Consider the following 18,032-nt stretch of genomic DNA (forward strand, 5'->3'; position numbering starts at 1 on the left):
TCGCCGTGCCTTCTATCGGCGGTGCATGGTCTCCAGGGCGGCGGCCAGCACGTGCGGGTCGTGGTGGCCCTTGTAGACCGCGGGCGGCCGACGGTCGAGGTGCAGTAGCCCGGCCACGGCCGTCCACGCGGTACGCACCGAGTACTCGACGGTGAAGACGACGTCGTCCGGCACCTCCGCGAACTGCCCGATGAACGCGAGGTTCACCGACCCCTCGGGTACGACCCGGGGACGGTCGGAGCGTCGGCGGACCAGGAACTGGCTGGTGATGTACGGCATCAGACAGGGCACCACGGTCGAGGTCGAGAGGACCCGCGCCGATGTCGCCTTGTCGAAGGACAGGTGGTGCAGGACCTCCTCGAGGATCTCCCGGCCGGAGCACATGGTCATGGGCTTCGGCGTGTGGTTGCCCGGGCGCCCGGGGAAGAGGCCATAGCCCCACCAGACGGAGACGCCGTCGGGCTGGTCGCGGTAGACGGGCTGGCGGTTGGCGACGATCGTGAGCAGCCAGTTGGAGGCGGTGAAGGTCATCAGCCCGCCCCGGCCGGTCTCACGGCCGCTGAACTTCTCCAGCGCCTCCAGGAACACGGGATCCTTGGCGGTGACCGTGAACGACTCCCAACGGGACTCCTTGACGAACTTGTCGAAGGCGGCCGGATTGCCGAACTCCGGGCGCCCGCGGGCGATGCGGTGCCACAGCAACCAGGCCTGCGACCGGTGGGCGGGCGGGGGCGGGGCGGCCGTGTGCGAGCCGAGGCTGGAGGCGTCCGTCATGGAGCCGTTGGTGACCAGGACCAGGTCCTCGGGGGACACGGCGATCCGCTCCTCGTCGCCGCCCCGGGAGAGGTGGACGGTCTCGACCGTGCCGCTGTGCGACCCCGGCGTGAACCCGAGGTCGACGACCCGGCAGTCGGTGTGCACGGTGACCCCGCGTTCGCTCAGCCAGGCCGTCAGCGGGCGCACGATCGAGTCGTACTGGTTGTAGCGGGTCCGGTGGATGCCCGACATCGAGGCGAACTCGGGGAAGAGGTGGACGAACCGCCTGAGGTAGCGGCGGAACTCGATCGCGCTGTGCCAGGGCTGGAAGGCGAACGTCGTGCACCACATGAACCAGAAGTTCGTGGTGAGGAAGTGCTCGCTGAAGCAGTCCGTGATCCGCTTCCCGTCCAGACGCCCCTCGGGAGCCGCCAGACAGCGCACCAGGTCCAGCCGGTCGCGCTCGGAGAACCCCATCGAGGCGGTGTCGACGATCAGCCCGTCCCCGTCCACCAGCCGCGCGACGTCGTCCCACGCGAACTCCTCGTGCCCGGCGAGGATCTCCTCGGTCACGGACACCGCCGGGTCGTCGAGGGTGGGGATGCCGGACAGCAGGTCGTACGTGCAGCGGAACTCGGCCTCGAACATCCGCCCGCCGCGCATGGAATAGCCGGTCCGCGGCGTGCCGCCCGCGTCCAGGCTGCCGCCGACGTCGCGTTGCTCCTCGAACAGATGGATGTCGGCGCCGTCGAAGCCGCCGTCGCGGATCAGGAACGCCGCCGCGGCGAGCGCCGCGATTCCGCTGCCCACCAGATACGCCTTCGCCATCACACAACTCCTCGTACTCGCCCGTCGATCGGGAACCACGGCTCCCACGGTTTCGTGCGCACCGGCCCCCGGTCTGTGGGCCGTTGGTCACTGCAGGGGCCCGGTCGGCCCGCCCCGGACGAGGTGCGCGCACGGGAAAGGCCCGGTCGGCGGCCGTCCGCCGACCGGGCCCGCGCTCCCCGGGACCTACGCCGGGCGCCGGTCACCGCCGCGCCACGGGGGCGTCGTACGGTGCCCGGCCTCCCACGCGTGGGCGGCCTTCTCGGTCTGGCGGCGCAGCCGGTCCTGGAGCCGGTCGACGAGCTCCTGCCCGGTGGCCTCCTCCGCGACGGCGATCACCTGACGGCCGCCGACGTGCAGGTCGGCCGTGGCCAGCCACGGGCACTCGGCGTGCCGGGCGCCCGCTCGCACGATGCGTATCTCACCGGTGACGGCGGGCAGTCCGGAGCGGCCGACGACGGCATCGATCTTCGTCCGCGCGTACGTGCGGGTCTCCTGGTCCACCGGGCCGTCGAACCGCAGCCGAACCGTGGGCCCGGCCTGGGTGTTGTCGCTGGTCATGCTGACCCCTTTCCTCGCAGGTGCGGTGTCGTTCAGGCGGCGGTGGCGGGCAGCCACAGGTCGGGGCCGAAGACCTCGTACCGGATGCGCCTCGCCGGAACCCCGGCGCCGATCAGCTGGGCGCGGACATCGCGCATGAAGGGCAGCGGCCCGCACAGGAACACCGTTGCCCCGTCGGGGAGTTCGACCCCGGAGAGGTCCATCAGGCCCACCCGGGCGTCCGGTTCCTCCAGCCCGGGGTGCTCGTACCAGAAGACCGCGCGGGCGCCGGGCAGTTGGCCGACGAGTTCGCGGGTCTCGGTGCGCAGCGCGTGGTCGGCGGGGGAACGGTCGGCGTGCAGGACCAGCACCGGGCGGGCCGAGCTGTTGGCTTCGAGGTGGGCCAGGATGCCGGTCATCGGAGTGCAGCCGATGCCCGCCGAGACCAGCACCAGCGGGCCGGTGTCGGCGGCCCGGTCGTCCAGGAACACGTCGCCGAAGGGCGCGGAGAGCGTCAGCCGGTCTCCCACACGGACCTGACTGTGCAGCAGGTTGGACACCTCGCCGCCGGGCGCCGTGGCCGTGGCGGCCACCCGCTTCACGGTGATGCGGCGCAGTTCCCGGCCCGGGTCCGAGGACAGGCTGTACTGACGGGCCTGGTGCACGCCGTCGGCCATGCGCACCCGCACGCTCACGTACTGGCCCGCCCGCGCCCGCGGCGCCCGCCGGCCGTCCGCCGGACGGAGCAGGAACGACACCACTTCCGGGGCCTCGGTGCGGCGGTCGACCACCGTCCACTGCCGCCAGATCCGGCCCGGCTCGACACCGGCCTCCTGGTAGAGGCGGGCCTCCCGGCCGATCAGCGCACCCGCCATCAGCCAGTACACCTCGTCCCAGGCCGCCGCCACCTGAGGGGTGACGGCGTCGCCGAGGACCTCGGCTATCGCACCGAACAAGTACTTGTGTACGACGGTGTACTGGTCGTCGGTGACCCCGACGGCCGCGTGCTTGTGCGCGATCCGGTTCAGCAGGGCGTCGGGCCGCACATCCGGGTTGTCGAGCAGGGCGGTCGCGAACCCGGCGATCGAGGCGGCCAGGGCCTGCCGCTGGGTTCCGCCGGCCTGGTTGCCCCTGTTGAACATCCCGTCGAGCAGTTCGGGCCGGTCCCGGAACATCGCCGCGTAGAAGCGCGTCGTGATCTCGTCGAGCGCTCCGGCCACCGCGGGCAGCGTGGCGCGTACGACGGCGGCGGACTCTGCGGACAGCATGGGGCCTCCCGGGCAGGGGACGGGGTGAGGGTTGGCCGCGTCGAAGGCGCGGCGGCTTTCTGTGTAGCAGTGGCGCACCGGCGTTCGGGCCGCGATCGGGGGCTCGGGGCCCAAGTGGGGCCCTCCGGCCCCATGACTCGGGCCGGTTGGTCCCCACGGCCGCGGCCGCCCGGGGTCGTACGGCACCGCCATGACCCCCCGCTCGGCCCTGTGGGGACGGCGGGGCCGGGCGGAGCGGGGGACGTGCCCGCGCCGGTGCGACCGGAGCGGGCACGCGGCCGACGACCCACGTGCGGCCACGGCCCCTTGAAAGGACCGTCCCCCTGGCGCGGTGCCGTCTCCGGAGGGGACGGGGGAGCCCCTTACGGATCGCGTGCCCGGCACCTCGCCTGACTCAAGGATCACTCTGTCGCCAGGTGCGCAGCAGGGGCGACCGGACCTGTTCCGGGGCCGGTGGGGTCCTTCCGGAAACCTCATGACGTGTCACGCCTGCCCCGACGGGAGAGGCGGCGGTCCGCGACGCACCGCATTCCTTCCCGGTACGCCGCCGCGTCGATCCGGCCGTGCAGCCGCTGTGCGACCAGCCGCCGCTCCGCCGTCTCCAGTGCCGTGCGCCGCAGCCGGCGCCGGCGGGGGGCGAGGAGGGCGGCCGTGTCGTACAACGCGCCCGCGAGGATCAGCAGTTGGAGTACGACGGCTGCGGTGGTCATGGCATCGGCTCCGTACACAAGGGGTCCGCCCCTTCGAGCGGTCACCTCCAGCGTCGTGCGGGGCGGCCTGCCGCAGGAGGGGCCGCCCGGGGCACCGGCGGGGCCGCGCGGCCCGTTGCCGGTCGGACTCCCGACGCGAAGGCGCCGGCGTGCGTGCCGCGGCAGGGCCGATCGGGGAGCCGGTCGGGGGACCAACGGGTCCTCGGGGGGACCTGTGGCCGCTCACCGCTGTCCGGGCCGCGCAGAAGGATCGATCTCGAAGAGACCCGAACGCAAGCGACCCGCACGAGGAGCCCCGCCATGCCCACACCCAGACGGACCGAGCCGGGGGCCGCTCCCCGCGCGGCGCTCGGACTGCCCGCCGCCTCCGCGCTCGTGATCGGCAGCATCATCGGCACCGGCGTCTTCGCGCTTCCTTCCGCCCTGGCCCCGTACGGCCCGATCTCCCTGGTGGCGTTCGTCGCCGTCACCCTGGGCGCCCTCGCCCTCGCGGTGACCTTCGGAGCGCTGTCCAGGCGGGTCCCGGCGAGCGGCGGGCCGTACGTCTACGCGCGTGCGGCCTTCGGGGAGTTCGCCGGATTCCTCAACGCCTGGTCGTACTGGATCACCGCGTGGGCCGGGAACGCGGCGATCGTGGTCGCCTGGGTCGGCTACGTCGAGGTGTTCGTCAACACCGGGCACAAGACCGGGATCTCGGTGCTCATCGCCCTGGTCGGACTGTGGATCCCCGCGGCCGTCAACCTCACCGGCGCGCGCAACACCGGCGCCTTCCAGGTGATCACCACCGTGCTGAAGTTCGTACCGCTGGTCTTCATGGCCACCGTCGGCCTGCTCTTCATCGATCCCGACAACTTCGGCCCGTTCAAGGCCAGTCACCAGTCGGCGCTCGGCGCGATCTCCGCCGCCGCGGCCATCGCGCTCTTCAGCTACCTGGGCCTGGAGGCCGCGTCCGTGGTCGCGAGCCGGGTCCGCGAACCCGGGCGCAACGTCCCGCGCGCCACCGTCTACGGCACCCTTGTCTGCGCCGTCATCTACATCCTCGGCACCCTCGCCGTCCTCGGCACCGTCTCGCACACCGAACTCGGCGCCTCCACAGCGCCGTTCACCGACGCCGCGAACAACATCCTCGGCGGCACCTGGGCCGGTGACGCGGTCGCCGTGGCCGCCATCGTCTCCGGCATCGGCGCCCTGAACGGCTGGACCATGCTGTGCGCCGAGATGCCGTACGCCGCCGCCCGCGACGGACTCTTCCCAGCCGCGTTCGCCAGGCTGCGCGGCGAGAGCGGCGTCCCCGTCTTCGGCATCGTCGCCTCCACCGTGCTGGCCTCGCTGATCACCGTCTTCAGCTACACCCGCTTCGAGGACGTGTTCACCAAGATCGTGCTGCTGAGCGTGCTGACCGCGGTGATCCCCTACCTGTTCTCGGCGGCGGCCCAGCTGTACTGGCTGCTGGTGCGCGGCCGCGAGGGCCTGAGCCGGCGGCGGCTGGCCAGGGACGTCACGGTCTCGGCGCTGGCGATGGCCTTCTCGTACTGGTCGATCCAGGGCAGCGGCTACCAGACCGTCTACTACGGCCTGTTCGTGCTGCTGCTCGGACTGCCCGTGTACGTGTGGCTGAAGCGGGACCGCGGCGAGTACGGCGAACTGGCCGCGCCGCAGCCGGAGGCGGGCGAGGTCCGGGCGCCGGAGACCCCGCCCGCCCCGCACACATCCGGCAGGCGGCGGCCGCACCGGCCCGGCGCCTTCCGCAAGAACACGCTCCGCCACCGCGACTGACCCCCGGACCCCGAGGACGTCCCGCCATGAACACCTTCCACGTCGACTCCGAGGCCGGCCGCCTGCGCCAGGTGATCCTGCACCGGCCCGGACTCGAACTGTCCCGCCTCACCCCGCGCAACATCGACGCCCTGCTCTTCGACGACATCCTGTGGGCCAAGCGTGCCCGCGAGGAGCACGACGCCTTTGCCCAGGTGCTGCGCGACCACGGCGTCCGCGTGCACTACTTCGCCGACCTGCTGGCCCGGACCCTCGACGGTCCCGCGGCCCGTGACTGGCTCCTGGACCGGGTCGTCACCCCGGCGAGCGTCGGCCCGGCGCTCGTGGACCCGGTGCGCGAACTGTGCGCCGAGCTCGACGGAGAGACCCTGGCCGGCTACCTGATCGGCGGCCTGCTCAAGAGCGACCTGCCGCTCGCCACCCCGCACAGCCTGGTGTGGAGCGCGCTGGACGCCGAGGACTTCGCGCTCGCGCCGCTGCCCAACCACCTCTTCCCGCGCGACAACTCCTGCTGGATGTACGACCGGTTGTCGGTCAATCCGATGGCCAAACCGGCCCGGCGCCGCGAGAGCCTGCACGCCGAGGCCGTCTACCGGTTCCACCCGATGTTCCAGGGCGTCGCGCCCGAACCGATCCTCGACGGACCGGTGGGGACCCTGGAGGGCGGCGACGTCCATGTGCTGGGCAACGGCGCCGTCATGGTCGGCATGGGGGAGCGGACCACCGCCCAGGCGGTGGAGAACCTGGCCGCCCGGCTCTTCGCCGGCGGCACCGCGAACCGGCTGATCGCCGTCCAACTCCCGGCCACGCGCGCCTACATGCACCTCGACACCGTGCTGACCATGGTCGACCGCGACGCCTTCGTCATCTACCCGGGTCTCGCCGACTCCCTGCGCTCCTGGACGCTGACCCCCAGCGGCACCCGCAGGGCCGGCTTCGACGTCGTCCCGAACTCCGACCTGGCGACCGCGCTCGCCGAGGCCCTCGACCTGGACAAGGTGCGGATGCTGTCGGCACCGCAGGACATCCGCAACGCCGAGCGCGAGCAGTGGGACGACGGCAGCAACTTCCTCGCCCTGGCGCCCGGGGTGATCGTCGGCTACGAGCGCAACGTCACCACCAACACCTACCTGCGCAAGCAGGGCATCGAGATCGTCACCATCGCCGGCGCCGAACTCGGCCGCGGCCGGGGCGGACCCCGCTGCATGAGCTGCCCCGTCGAACGCGACCCCGTCGACCGACCGCACTCCCACGAGGACACACAATGATCACCGACCTGCGCGGCCGCTCCTTCCTGAGCGAACACGACTTCACCCCGGCCGAGATCCACCACCTTCTCGACCTCGCCGCCGACCTCAAGGCGGCCAAGCGCGCCGGCACCGAGCGGCCCCGGCTGACCGGCCGCAACCTCGCGCTCGTCTTCGAGAAGACCTCCACCCGCACCCGCTGCGCCTTCGAGGTCGCCGCCGCCGACCAGGGCGCCGCCACCACCTACCTGGGACCCGGCGACACCCATCTCGGCACCAAGGAGTCCGTCGCCGACACCGCACGGGTCCTCGGCCGCATGTTCGACGGCATCGAGTACCGGGGCTCGGCGCAGTCGATCGTCACCGAACTCGCCACGCACTCCGGCGTCCCCGTCTACAACGGCCTGACCGACACCGCGCACCCCACCCAGAGCCTGTGCGACGTCTTCACCATGCGCGAGCACAGCCCGAAGCCGCTGACCGACATCAGCTACTGCTACCTCGGCGACGCCCGCAACAACATGGGCAACTCGCTGCTGTCCATGGGCGCCCTGCTCGGGATGGACGTACGGATCGCCGCCCCCCGCGCCCTGTGGCCCGACCCCGGTCTCGTCGCCGACTGCCGCTGGTTCGGCGAGCGCAGCGGAGCCCGGATCACCCTGACCGAGAACGTCGACACCGCCGTCCGGGGCGTCGACTTCCTGCACACCGACGTGTGGGTCTCCATGGGCGAGCCGGCCGCCGCCTGGCGCGAGCGCATCGAGCTCCTGCTGCCGTACCAGGTGAACGAGAAGACCCTCGCGGCCACCGGCAACCCGGACGTGAGGTTCATGCACTGCCTGCCCGCCCTCCACGACGACCGGACCACGCTCGGCCGTTCACTGCTCGACCTGTACGGGCTGAGCGCGCTCGAAGTCACCGACGAGGTGTTCTCCTCGCCCGCGTCGCTCGTCTTCGACCAGGCGGAGAACCGGCTGCACACCATCAAGGCCGTGCTCGTGGCCACCCTGGAGGACTGAACCGTGCGGATCGTGATCGCCCTCGGGGGCAACGCCCTGCTGCACCGCGGCGAACGCCCCGACGCCGCCGTCCAGTCGGCGAACATCGACCGCGTCGCCGGCGCGATCGCCGCGCTCGCGCACGAACACGAGGTCGTCCTCACCCACGGCAACGGCCCGCAGATCGGCCTGCTCGCCATGGAGAGCGCGGCCGACCCCGCCCTGAGCACCCCCTACCCGCTGGACCTGCTCGGCGCGCAGACCCAGGGAATGATCGGCTCCCTGCTGGTGCGCACCCTGCACGACGCGCTGCCCGGACACCGCGTCGCCGCGCTCGTCACCCACACCCTCGTACGCGCCGACGACCCCGCATTCCGGCACCCGACCAAGTTCGTCGGCCAGGTCTACCCGCTGGACGTGGCCAGGTCGCTCGCGCTGGAGCGCGGCTGGCAGATCGCCCGGGACGGCACCGGCTGGCGGCGCGTGGTCGCCTCGCCGGCGCCCGAGCGGATCGTGGAGACCGACACGATCCACGAACTGCTCGTCGGCGGCACGCTGGTGATCTGCGCCGGCGGCGGGGGGATTCCCGTCGTCGCCGACCAGGACTGCGGCGCGCTGAGCGGTATCGAGGCCGTCGTGGACAAGGACCTGACGGCCGCCCTGCTGGCCGAGGACCTCAGGGCCGACTTCCTGCTCATCCTCACCGACGTGCCCAACGTCTACGCCGACTTCGGCACGCCCAGGCAGCGGGCCGTCCTCGACGCCACGCCCGGGGAGCTGCGCCGGGCCGGTCTCCCCGCCGGTTCGATGGGCCCCAAGGCCGAGGCGGCCGCCCGCTTCGTCGAACGCACCGGTGGTCTCGCCGCCATCGGTGCCCTCGACGCGGCCGACGCGATCGTGCACGGCCGCTCGGGCACGCTCGTCCGCCCGGCCCTGCCCGCCTGAGGACCGGCGCGGCAGCCGAGACCGGGTCAACTGCCGTACGACGAGGGCCGATCGGTCCCCGGCAAGGACCTGCGGCCCCTCCTGCACCACCCGCGCCGCCGCGGAGACTGGCCAGGCATCCCCGAAGGAGGACCCCACATGCCCACCATCACCGCCGGCCTCGACGGTTCCCCGCAGAGCCTCGCCGCCGCCGACTGGGCCGCGCGCGAGGCGGAACAGCGCGGAGCGGACCTGCGCCTCGTGTACGGCCTGGAACAACCCGCCTACACCTATGCGCCGTTCGCCGGCCTCCCCGCCGCCGGCGCGCTCGACGTGCAGCGTCCCTGGGCCGAGAAGCTGCTGGACGAGACGCGGTCCCGGCTCGCCCACCGCCATCCGGCGCTGCGGATCACCGTCGGGGTGAGCGGGGACCAGCCGGTCGCGGCCCTGCTGGCGGCGGCCGAGAGCTCCGAGCTGCTGGTCCTCGGCTCCCGCGGGCTCGGCGCGCTCGCCGGTTTCGTCGTCGGATCGGTCGCCCTCGCGGTCGTGGCCCGCGCCGAGCGGCCCGTCGTCCTGGTACGGGCCGGGGAGCGCGCCGAGGACGAGCATCTGCCCGACGCCGGTGGTGAGGCGGCCACCACCACGCCGTACCGCGATGTCGTGCTGGGGGTCGACCTGGAGAACCCGGCCGACGCCGTCGTCGGCTTCGCCTTCGAGGCGGCCCAGCGCCGTGCGGCGGGCCTGCGGGTCGTCCACGGCTGGAGCCTGCCCGCCGCCTACGGTTACGGCGCCGCGATGGACGCCGACCTGAACGAGGAACTGGCCGAGCAGGCACGGGAGCGGCTGGCCGAGGTGCTGGCGCCCTGGCGGGCGAAGTTCCCCGGCGTCGAGGTGCGCGAGCAGGCCGTGATCGGCAGCGCGGGCCGCCATCTCGTGCACGCGTCGCGCGACGCCGCACTGGTCGTCGTCGGCCGCAGGATCCGCCGCGCGGCCGTCGGCGGCCACATCGGTCCGGTGACCCACGCGGCGCTGCAGCACGCCGTCGCGCCGGTCGCGGTGGTGCCGCACGACTGAGCCGCCGAGGGCCCGCCTCGATACCGCGAGTCGGGACGGCTCAGTACAGCGAGGCGGGCCAGGACGCGGCCACCGCGGTGATGACGCCCACGTCCAGCAGCACACCCACGCTCAGCCACGGGTCGAACCAGACCACCTTGAGCACGAGTGCGCTCGACGCCGCGAGCAGGGCGGCCGTGGGCCACCACCCGCTGCCCGCCATCACCCCGCCCCCGGCCACGGCGTACACGAGAGCCGTGTACCAGGCGAGCGCGAGCGCCGCCGCCCTGGCCGGCGCCGCGGCGACGCCCGCGGACGTCAGCAGCCACGAGTGGCCGGGAGCGAACGGGGCAGGGGCGCCGCCGGGCTGCTGCTGGGGTGCCGTCCACACCCCGGGGTGCAGCAGCCCGTGCACGACCAGGAACACCCCGACGAGCAGGGCGGTCACGGCCGGTCCTCGAGCGTCTGGGGTTCGGCGCCGCCCATGTCGAGGCGGAAGGGCGGATAGACGTCCGTCATCAGGGCGACATAGGCGGCCACCCGCAGCACCCACCGGTTCAGCCCGAGGATCAGGTCGAACAGACTGCGCGGGTACTTCTCGGTGAAGGCCAGCGTCACCGCGGCGATCAACGCGAGGACGGCCACCAGGCCGCCGTCCCACCAGCCGACGTGCCAGCCGCCGAGGAAGAACCCGATGACGATGTAGTGCGGGACGGCCAGCAGCCACCACTTCACCAGCACCAGTCCGCGCGACAGACGCTCGGGGTAGGCGATGTCCAGCCGGGCCGGATAGTCGGGCTCCTCGCCCAGGCTGAACGGCGGATAGCGGTCGGTGCCCAGGGCGCCGTACGAGTAGTACGCCACCCGCCAGCTCCAGCGCAGCACACCCAGGTTGAAGTCGAACAGGGACCGCGGATAGCGCTCGGTGAACAGGATCGCGAAGAACGCGACCACGCTCACCGCGGTGAAGGCGATCCAGAGGAAGAACAGCACCACGTAGTGGGGGATCACCAGGATCCACTTCACCAGCCACAGCCACCGGGACAGCGGCGCGTCCAGCACCGCGTTCACCCGCACGGGACGGTCCGGTGTTTCCGCCAGGGTCGTCATGGCGATCAGCTCCTTCGGCCCGTGGCGCCGCGGCGGCGACCCGGGGGCCCAAGTCCAGCGTGGCCGCGACACGCCGAGGCCCGCGAGGGCCGCTCGGGGCTCGCCCCGGGGCCATGGGTCCCCACTCGCCGGCGCGCCTCAGCCGTGCGGCGGCCGGCTCGGGTCCGCGTCGGTCAGGCGGATGCCGGTGACCAGGTCGGGCCGGATGCGGACCGCGTAGTCCATGGTCTGCTGCACCCAGGGATGCAGCAGACGCTGATACCGGGCCAGCTCCCGCGGGTCGGTCACCAGATGCGCGAAGCCGGTGACCACGACACTCCAGCCGAGATGTGTGTCCGGGTCGATGGTGTCGGCCTCGTAGGCCACGACCACGCCCGAGGACGCGGACTCGCGGGTACGGGAGGTCAGGGCCGCGCCCTCGTGGGTGCGGATGACGATGTCGCCGCCGTCGAGGACGTGGTTGACGGGCCGGACGGTGGGCAGCGCGTGCCGCGTGAACACGATCCGTCCCACGGACACGCTGCCCAGCAGCCGGAGGGCTTCGCGGCTGTCGAGCTCGATGCTCCGGCGCGGCCCGACCGGGACCGGCTGGGTGTTGTCGAGGCGCATGGCGGGTTTCCGTGGGGTCGGCGGCTCACTTCCGCCCGCCATTGGAACCGCGGGACGGTACGCGCGGTAAGGGCCGTTCGGCCCTGCTCCCGGCCCGGTCGGCCCCACCGGGTGCCTCACGCCAGACCGTTCACGACGCCGACCACGCCGTCGACCCGCCACGTCCGCCGGATCACGAGCGGGATGTCAGCGCCCGGCTCCAGCCGTCCGGAGAGGGTGACCATGCCGTCCTCGACCGTGACGGTCACGCCGTGCTGCGGCGCGGACGGCGCGGAGGTGAACACCTCGTCGAGGATCTCCCGGCGGATCTCCTCGTCGGTGCGCAGGAAGACGCGCAGCAGGTCGCGGCGGGTGGCGATGCCGATCAGCCGGTCCTCCTCGTCCACGACCGGCAGCCGCTCCACGCCGTGGCGTTCCATCACGCGCGCGGCGTCCGCGACCCGCTGCTGCGGGTGCACCGTGATCGCCGGCGTCGACATCAGGTCCCCGGCGGTGGGCGCGTGCCCGTTCACGGGCCGCTCGGCCTGACGGCGGATCAGGTCGGTGCCGGAGACCACTCCGAGAACCTTGTCGTCGTGGTCGACCACCGGGAGCCCGCTGATGCGGTGCTCGTCCAGGAGCCGGGCCACGTCCTTGAACGGTGTCTCACGGCGGGCCTCGACGACCTCGCGGGTCATCACCTCGCCGACGATGCGGGTCATCGCGCCCACTCCCTTCCTCGTCCGTCGACCGGATGCAGACCACCAACGGGCAGGCCTGCGGGGCCGCTGGTCCGGACAGCCTGTCGTGCGCACACGGCCTCGGGGCAGGGGCCGAGCGTCCCGGGCCCGAGGCCGGACCGGTCCCCCCGGGGGAATGCGAGAAGGGGAGCGGTACGGAGATCAGGGCCGACCGGCCCTGGCCCTTCGGCCCGCGACCGGGGGAGGATCTCGGAACCGAGGCCGGCCCGTGGAAGCCGGCGCGGAGCGCAGGAGTGAGGAGCTTGCGATGGCGGACGGCGAGCGGCCGGGCCCCGACAGCCCGATCCGGGTGTTCCTGCTGGACGACCACGAAGTGGTACGGCGGGGGGTGCGCGACCTCCTCGACGACGAGCCGGACATCAGCGTGGTCGGCGAGGCCTCCACGGCCGAGCAGGCGCTGGTCCGCGTCCCGGCGCTGCGACCGCGGGTGGCGGTCCTCGACGTACGCCTGCCCGACGGCGACGGCGTGAGCGTCTGCCGGGAACTGCGCTCGCACCTGCCCGACCTGGCCTGTCTCATGCTGACCTCGTTCGACGACGAGGAGGCCCTGCTGGACTCGATCATGGCCGGCGCGTCCGGGTACGTCCTCAAGCAGATCCAGGGCTCCGACCTGGTGTCGGCCGTGCGGACCGTAGCCGCGGGCCAGTCGCTGCTCGACCCGAGCGCCACCACGAGGCTGATGGCCCGGCTGCGCGGCGGGCACGAGCCGGAGGAGGAGCCGGACGCCCTGCCGGGCCTGACCGACCGGGAACGGGAGATCCTCGCCCTGATCGGCGAGGGCCTGACCAACCGGCAGATCGGCCAGCGGCTCTTCCTCGCCGAGAAGACGGTGAAGAACCACATCTCCCGCCTGCTGGCCAAGCTCGGGGTGGAGCGGCGCATCCAGGCCGCCGTGATCGCCACCCAGGCCCAGGACCGGCTCCGCCAGGAAGGCCGCTGAGGCCCCGGGGACCGGCTCCGCCGGGAAGGCCGCTGAAACCCAGGGCCGATCGTCCCGGGATCGTCCCCGTCCGGCCCAAGCCCCGCCGGGCCCGCTGTCAGCAGGCTGGCGGCATACCCCGGACACCGCCGGGGCAACGATCGGGAGGGCGACGGACATGAGCGTACGCGTGGGCATCAACGGCTTCGGCCGTATCGGACGCAACTACCTGCGCTGTGTGCTGGAGCGGGCGGAGAAGGGCACCGGCACACCGGTCGAGGTCGTCGCGGTCAACGACATCACCTCGCCGGCGACGCTGGCCCACCTGCTGGAGTACGACTCCACCTACGGCCGGCTGCACCGCACCGTCGAGCACGACGAGAACTCCCTCACGGTCGACGGCCACCGCGTCGCCGTGACCGCCGAGCGCGACCCGGCCGCCCTCGCCTGGGGCGAGTACGGCGTGGACATCGTCATCGAGTCCACCGGCCGCTTCCGCACCCGGGAGCAGGCCGGAGCGCACCTGAAGGCGGGCGCCCGCAAGGTCCTGCTCTCCGTGCCGGGCAAGGACGTCGACGCCACCCTCGTCATGGGGGTCAACGAAGGCACCTACGACCCGGACAGCGACCACGTCGTGTCCAACGCCTCCTGCACCACCAACTGCGTGGCGCCCATGGTGAAGGTGCTCGACGAGCACTTCGGGATCGTCAAGGGCCTGATGACCACCATCCACGGCTACACCAACGACCAGGTCGTCCTGGACGGCCCGCACAAGGACCTGCGCCGGGGCCGCACCGCCGCCGTGAACATCATCCCCACCAGCACCGGGGCGGCACGGGCCGTCGGCCTCGTCCTGCCGGAACTGGCCGGGACCCTCGACGGGATCGCCGTGCGCGTGCCCGTGGAGGACGGCTCGCTGACCGACCTGAGCGTGCTCCTGGACCGGTCCGTGACCGCCGAGGAGGTCAACGCCGCGTACCGCGAGGCCGCCGAAGGACCGCTGAAGGGCGTGCTGCGGGTCTCCGACGCCCCGATCGTCTCCCGTGACGTCGTCGGCGACCCCGCCTCCTGCGTCCTGGACGCCCCGCTGACCCAGGCGAGCGGCGAACTCGTCAAGGTCTTCGGTTGGTACGACAACGAGTGGGGCTACACCAACCGCCTGCTCGACCTCACCGAGTACGTCGCGGCCCGCCTTCCGGGCGTCTGACCGGGCGCGCAGCCCCGCCCTGCCTGCAGGTCCCCCGTACCGCCCTCAGCCCTGGACCGTTACCGTGGCACATGACCGACGCGGTCGGCCGGCGGCGGTACTAGGGAGCTGGAGGAGCACCGGTGGGAAGTCCTGAGGGGACCCAGGATGCGCGCATAAGGCTTCCGCAGCTCAGGCTGGACGATCTGCTGGAGGAGCTGCAGGCCCGCCTCGACGCGGCCCGCGGCACGCGCGACCGGGTGCACAGCCTCCTGGAGGCGGTGCTCTCGGTCGGCCGCGAGCTCGACCTGGAGCAGGCCCTGCACAGCATCGTCGAGGCAGCGGCGACACTCGTCGACGCCGAGTACGCGGCCCTCGGCGTGATCGGCCCCGACGGCAGCCGGCTGTCGGCCTTCCACACCGTCGGCGTCAGCGACGAGCAGATCGCCAGGATCGGCCCCTACCCCGAGGGCCACGGAATCCTCGGCGAACTCATCCGCCACCCCGAGCCGCTGCGGCTGGTGAAGATCTCCCAGCACCCGGCGTCGTACGGCTTCCCGGCCCACCACCCGCCGATGAACACCTTCCTCGGAGTCCCGATCCGGGTGCGCGACCAGGTGTTCGGCAACCTGTACCTGACGGAGAAGCGCGGCGGGGTGCAGTTCGACGAGGAGGACGAGTCGGTGCTGGCGACCCTCGCCGTGGCCGCCGGTGTCGCGATCGACAACGCCCGCCTGTACGAGGAGTCCAGGCTCCGCGAACGCTGGCTGGAGGCCAACGCCGAAGTCACCCACAACCTGATGTCCGGCGGCCCCGGCAGCGAGGTCCTCGGGCTGATCGCCGAGCGGGCCGGAGAGATCACCGGATCGGCGCTGGCGGTGGTCGCGCTGCCCATGGAGGACACCGGGTCCCTCGCCGTGGAGATCGCCGTCGGGATGGACGCCGAGGCACACCGGGGCCTCGTGCTGCCCATGGACACGAGCCTGATGGGGCTGGCCTTCTCCGGAGGCGCCCCGATCACCAGCGAGGACGTGGCCCACGACCGGCGGATCTCCCCGGAGCCGCCGCGCTTCCAGGGCCTGGGCCCCGCCGTGGCCGTGCCCATCGGCACGGGCGAGGCGGGCACGCGTGGCGTGGTCCTGCTGGCGCGCAGGGCCGGTCAGCCCGGGTACACGGCGGCGGAGACCGTGCCCCTGCAGGCCTTCGCCGCGCAGGCAGCCATCGCGATGGAACTCGCGGAGCGCAGGCGGGACGCCGAGGAGATCGCGGTGCTCCAGGACCGCGACCGGATCGCCCGGGACCTGCACGACCTGGCGATCCAGCGCCTGTTCGCCACCGGCATGACCCTGCAGAGCGCGGGCCGCTTCATCGAGCACCAGGAGGCTGCCGAGCGGGTGGTGCGGGCGGTCGACGACCTGGACGAGACCATCAAGATCATCAGGTCGACGATCTTCGGTCTGCGCGCGCGTGAGGGCGGTGCCGGGACGGGCCTGCGCGCCCGCGTGGTGCGCGTGGTCGGCGAGGCGGCGCCGGTGCTCGGCTTCGCGCCGAGCCTGCGGATGGAGGGACTGCTGGACACCGATGTGCCGCGGGAGGTCGCCGACCATGTGGTGGCCGTCCTGTCCGAGGCGCTCACCAATGTCGCCCGGCATGCCAGGGCCCGCCGCAGCGACGTCGTCCTGGAGCTGAACGGAGGGGAGATCCGGTTGACGGTGTCGGACGACGGCGTGGGCATCCCGCCCGAGGGCCGGCGCAGCGGCCTGCGCAACATGGCCGAGCGCGCCGAACAACTGGGGGGAGCCCTGGACCTCGGCGGCGGTGCCGAGGGCGGCAGCGTGCTCGTGTGGCACGCGCCGGTGCTCCCCAAGTAGGCGCGCCCGCAGCAGCGTCCTCGCCGCGCGTCACCTGAATCCCCGCGTGCCGAGTCCCTCCCGATCCGAGCCCGAGCGGCCCCTGCCGCAGGGACGTTCGGCCTCTCCAGCCCTCCCCGTGCCGGAGTGAGGCTGGTGGTGCCGGTCCGGGAGGACGGCATCCAGGAGGTGACATGGACGCTTCCACAGCGGCCCCGGCTTCCGCGCTGCGCGCCGCGCACGAGCGGCTCGCGGACTCGCCCGGAGCACCACGAGCCGTGCGCGGCCTGGTCGCCGAGTCGTGGCGGCGCTGCGCCGCCTGTGACCTACGGGCCGACGGCGGCCGGCTGCCCCCTGTGCGGGCCACGCCGGAGGAACTGACCGCCTACCGCCGTGCGCATCCACTGGCCGCCGTGCTGCCCCTGTTCCGGGAGCTGCTGGGGGCCGGTGCCGCCGACGACGGCCACCTCTTCGCGGTCGGCGACGCCGACGGGACCCTGCTGTGGGTGGAGGGGGACTCCACCACCCTGCGGCGGGCCGAGTCCATGAACTTCGCCGAGGGCGCCCTGTGGGCCGAGGCACAGGCCGGGACGAACGCCCCCGGCACCGCCCTGCAACTGGCGCGCCCCGTCCAGATCGTGGCCGGCGAGCACTACAGCCCGGCGGTGCACGACTGGTCCTGTGCCGCAGCACCCGTCAGGGACCTCGCCACCGGCCGGGTCCTGGGCGTCGTGGACCTCACGGGCGGCGCCACCATCGCCACGCCTCCCGCGTTCGCCGCCGTGCGTGCCGCCGCGCTGGCGGCGGAGGCGGAACTCGCACACCGGCCGTCCGGGCCGCCGGGCACCGACGCACGGCTGACCGCGCTGGGCCGCGACAGCGCGGTCCTGGAGACCGATGGACGCCTGTTCCAGCTCAGCCCGCGGCACAGCGAGATCGTCGTCGCACTGGCCCTCGCGGGCCACGGGGTGAGCGGGGAACGGCTCGCCGTCGACCTGTCCGAGCGGGAGGTACCGGCCTCGACACTGCGTGCCGAGATGACGCGGCTGCGCGCGGTGCTCGGCCCCGGCCTGCTCGGCTCCCGCCCGTACGCGCTGCTGTGCACCGTGCGCAGCGACTTCACCGACGTGGCCGAGCTGCTCGCGGCGGGCCGCGTCGCCGAGGCGCTCGCCCGCTACCCCGGCCCGCTGCTGCCGCGCTCCGAGGCGCCGGTGGTGGTGGAGCAACGGCGCGCCCTGGAGCAGCAGTTGCGCGGCGCCGTACTCGCCGCCGGCGACACCGTGCTGCTGCGCCGCTGGGTGGGCGCCGAATGGGGCACGGACGACGCCTCCGCGTGGCTGGCGCTCGCCCACCGGCTCCCGGGCGGCTCCGCGCAGCGGGCCGCGGCCGCGGCACGGGCCCGCGCGCTGGACTCCCGGCTGACGGTCGGACCGCGGCTCGTCCGGCATGCAGCGTGGTTGCAGCGTTCCCGCTCCTAGCGTCTGGACCATCACCCGATCGTCGTGTCCGGAAAGGGGA

Annotated in this window: 17 protein-coding genes; 9 read left to right on the plus strand and 8 right to left on the minus strand. The window is 73.1% G+C overall.

From position 1 onward, the window contains the following. Nucleotides 1-12: 12 nt before the first annotated feature. From MQP27_RS44605 to MQP27_RS44620, 4 genes are all read right to left on the minus strand, one after another. Nucleotides 13-1,584 carry an oleate hydratase gene (locus MQP27_RS44605; protein ID WP_242776549.1) on the minus strand — a complete coding sequence of 524 codons (1,572 nt, stop codon included), beginning with the start codon at nucleotides 1,582-1,584 and terminating at the stop codon, nucleotides 13-15. Between the two features lie 186 nt (nucleotides 1,585-1,770). Next, complete coding sequence (locus tag MQP27_RS44610) at nucleotides 1,771-2,145, minus strand: hypothetical protein (RefSeq protein ID WP_242776551.1); 375 nt, start codon at nucleotides 2,143-2,145, stop codon at nucleotides 1,771-1,773. Between the two features lie 32 nt (nucleotides 2,146-2,177). Further along, nucleotides 2,178-3,392, minus strand: a complete 1,215-nt coding sequence (locus tag MQP27_RS44615) for a globin domain-containing protein (RefSeq protein WP_242776553.1) — start codon at nucleotides 3,390-3,392, stop codon at nucleotides 2,178-2,180. Between the two features lie 473 nt (nucleotides 3,393-3,865). Further along, the gene (locus tag MQP27_RS44620; protein ID WP_242776554.1) at nucleotides 3,866-4,102 is read right to left on the minus strand and encodes a hypothetical protein; all 237 of its coding nucleotides are present in this window, start codon (nucleotides 4,100-4,102) and stop codon (nucleotides 3,866-3,868) included. A gap of 300 nt (nucleotides 4,103-4,402) precedes the next feature. Here MQP27_RS44620 and MQP27_RS44625 point away from each other — a divergent pair, with 300 nt between their 5' ends. From MQP27_RS44625 to MQP27_RS44645, 5 genes are all read left to right on the plus strand, one after another. Continuing rightward, a complete protein-coding gene (locus MQP27_RS44625) occupies nucleotides 4,403-5,878 on the plus strand; it encodes an APC family permease (protein ID WP_278197280.1) in 1,476 nt (491 codons plus the stop codon). A 26-nt stretch (nucleotides 5,879-5,904) separates the two neighbouring features. Beyond that, a complete protein-coding gene (locus tag MQP27_RS44630; RefSeq protein ID WP_242776556.1) occupies nucleotides 5,905-7,146 on the plus strand; it encodes an arginine deiminase in 1,242 nt (413 codons plus the stop codon). Beyond that, nucleotides 7,143-8,144, plus strand: a complete 1,002-nt coding sequence (gene argF / locus MQP27_RS44635; RefSeq protein WP_242776558.1) for an ornithine carbamoyltransferase — start codon at nucleotides 7,143-7,145, stop codon at nucleotides 8,142-8,144. Before MQP27_RS44630 ends, argF begins: the two co-directional genes overlap by 4 nt. Before the next feature lie 3 nt (nucleotides 8,145-8,147). After that, nucleotides 8,148-9,068, plus strand: coding sequence for a carbamate kinase (locus tag MQP27_RS44640; RefSeq protein WP_242776560.1), 921 nt, complete (start codon nucleotides 8,148-8,150; stop codon nucleotides 9,066-9,068). Between the two features lie 138 nt (nucleotides 9,069-9,206). After that, nucleotides 9,207-10,121: a universal stress protein gene (locus tag MQP27_RS44645; protein WP_242776562.1), complete on the plus strand. Its 915-nt coding sequence runs from the start codon at nucleotides 9,207-9,209 to the stop codon at nucleotides 10,119-10,121. Between the two features lie 40 nt (nucleotides 10,122-10,161). Here the strand turns inward: MQP27_RS44645 and MQP27_RS44650 are convergent, their stop codons facing one another. From MQP27_RS44650 to MQP27_RS44665, 4 genes are all read right to left on the minus strand, one after another. Continuing rightward, on the minus strand, nucleotides 10,162-10,548 hold the full coding sequence (locus MQP27_RS44650) for a hypothetical protein (RefSeq protein WP_242776564.1): 387 nt from the start codon (nucleotides 10,546-10,548) through the stop codon (nucleotides 10,162-10,164). Further along, a complete protein-coding gene (locus tag MQP27_RS44655) occupies nucleotides 10,545-11,210 on the minus strand; it encodes a DUF4389 domain-containing protein (RefSeq protein ID WP_242776566.1) in 666 nt (221 codons plus the stop codon). Before MQP27_RS44655 ends, MQP27_RS44650 begins: the two co-directional genes overlap by 4 nt. 138 nt (nucleotides 11,211-11,348) lie before the next feature. Then, entirely contained in the window at nucleotides 11,349-11,819 is a 471-nt protein-coding gene (locus tag MQP27_RS44660; protein ID WP_242776568.1) for a pyridoxamine 5'-phosphate oxidase family protein, read from the minus strand. 116 nt (nucleotides 11,820-11,935) lie between these two features. Then, nucleotides 11,936-12,520 (minus strand): CBS domain-containing protein, encoded by a 585-nt coding sequence (locus MQP27_RS44665; RefSeq protein WP_242776570.1) that lies wholly within the window; start codon nucleotides 12,518-12,520, stop codon nucleotides 11,936-11,938. A gap of 286 nt (nucleotides 12,521-12,806) precedes the next feature. Here MQP27_RS44665 and MQP27_RS44670 point away from each other — a divergent pair, with 286 nt between their 5' ends. The 4 genes from MQP27_RS44670 to MQP27_RS44685 all read left to right on the plus strand — a co-directional run bounded on the left by MQP27_RS44670 (nucleotide 12,807) and on the right by MQP27_RS44685 (nucleotide 17,992). Continuing rightward, a complete protein-coding gene (locus MQP27_RS44670) occupies nucleotides 12,807-13,499 on the plus strand; it encodes a response regulator (RefSeq protein ID WP_242776572.1) in 693 nt (230 codons plus the stop codon). 157 nt (nucleotides 13,500-13,656) lie between these two features. Continuing rightward, nucleotides 13,657-14,685: a type I glyceraldehyde-3-phosphate dehydrogenase gene (gap, locus tag MQP27_RS44675; RefSeq protein ID WP_242776574.1), complete on the plus strand. Its 1,029-nt coding sequence runs from the start codon at nucleotides 13,657-13,659 to the stop codon at nucleotides 14,683-14,685. 122 nt (nucleotides 14,686-14,807) lie between these two features. Continuing rightward, the gene (locus MQP27_RS44680) at nucleotides 14,808-16,535 is read left to right on the plus strand and encodes a sensor histidine kinase (RefSeq protein WP_242776576.1); all 1,728 of its coding nucleotides are present in this window, start codon (nucleotides 14,808-14,810) and stop codon (nucleotides 16,533-16,535) included. A 173-nt stretch (nucleotides 16,536-16,708) separates the two neighbouring features. After that, nucleotides 16,709-17,992 (plus strand): sigma-54-dependent transcriptional regulator family protein, encoded by a 1,284-nt coding sequence (locus MQP27_RS44685; RefSeq protein ID WP_242776578.1) that lies wholly within the window; start codon nucleotides 16,709-16,711, stop codon nucleotides 17,990-17,992. Nucleotides 17,993-18,032 lie beyond the last annotated feature (40 nt).

It is taken from the genome of Streptomyces cylindrosporus (assembly GCF_022698165.1).
In the GTDB taxonomy this organism is placed as follows: domain Bacteria; phylum Actinomycetota; class Actinomycetes; order Streptomycetales; family Streptomycetaceae; genus Streptomyces; species Streptomyces cylindrosporus.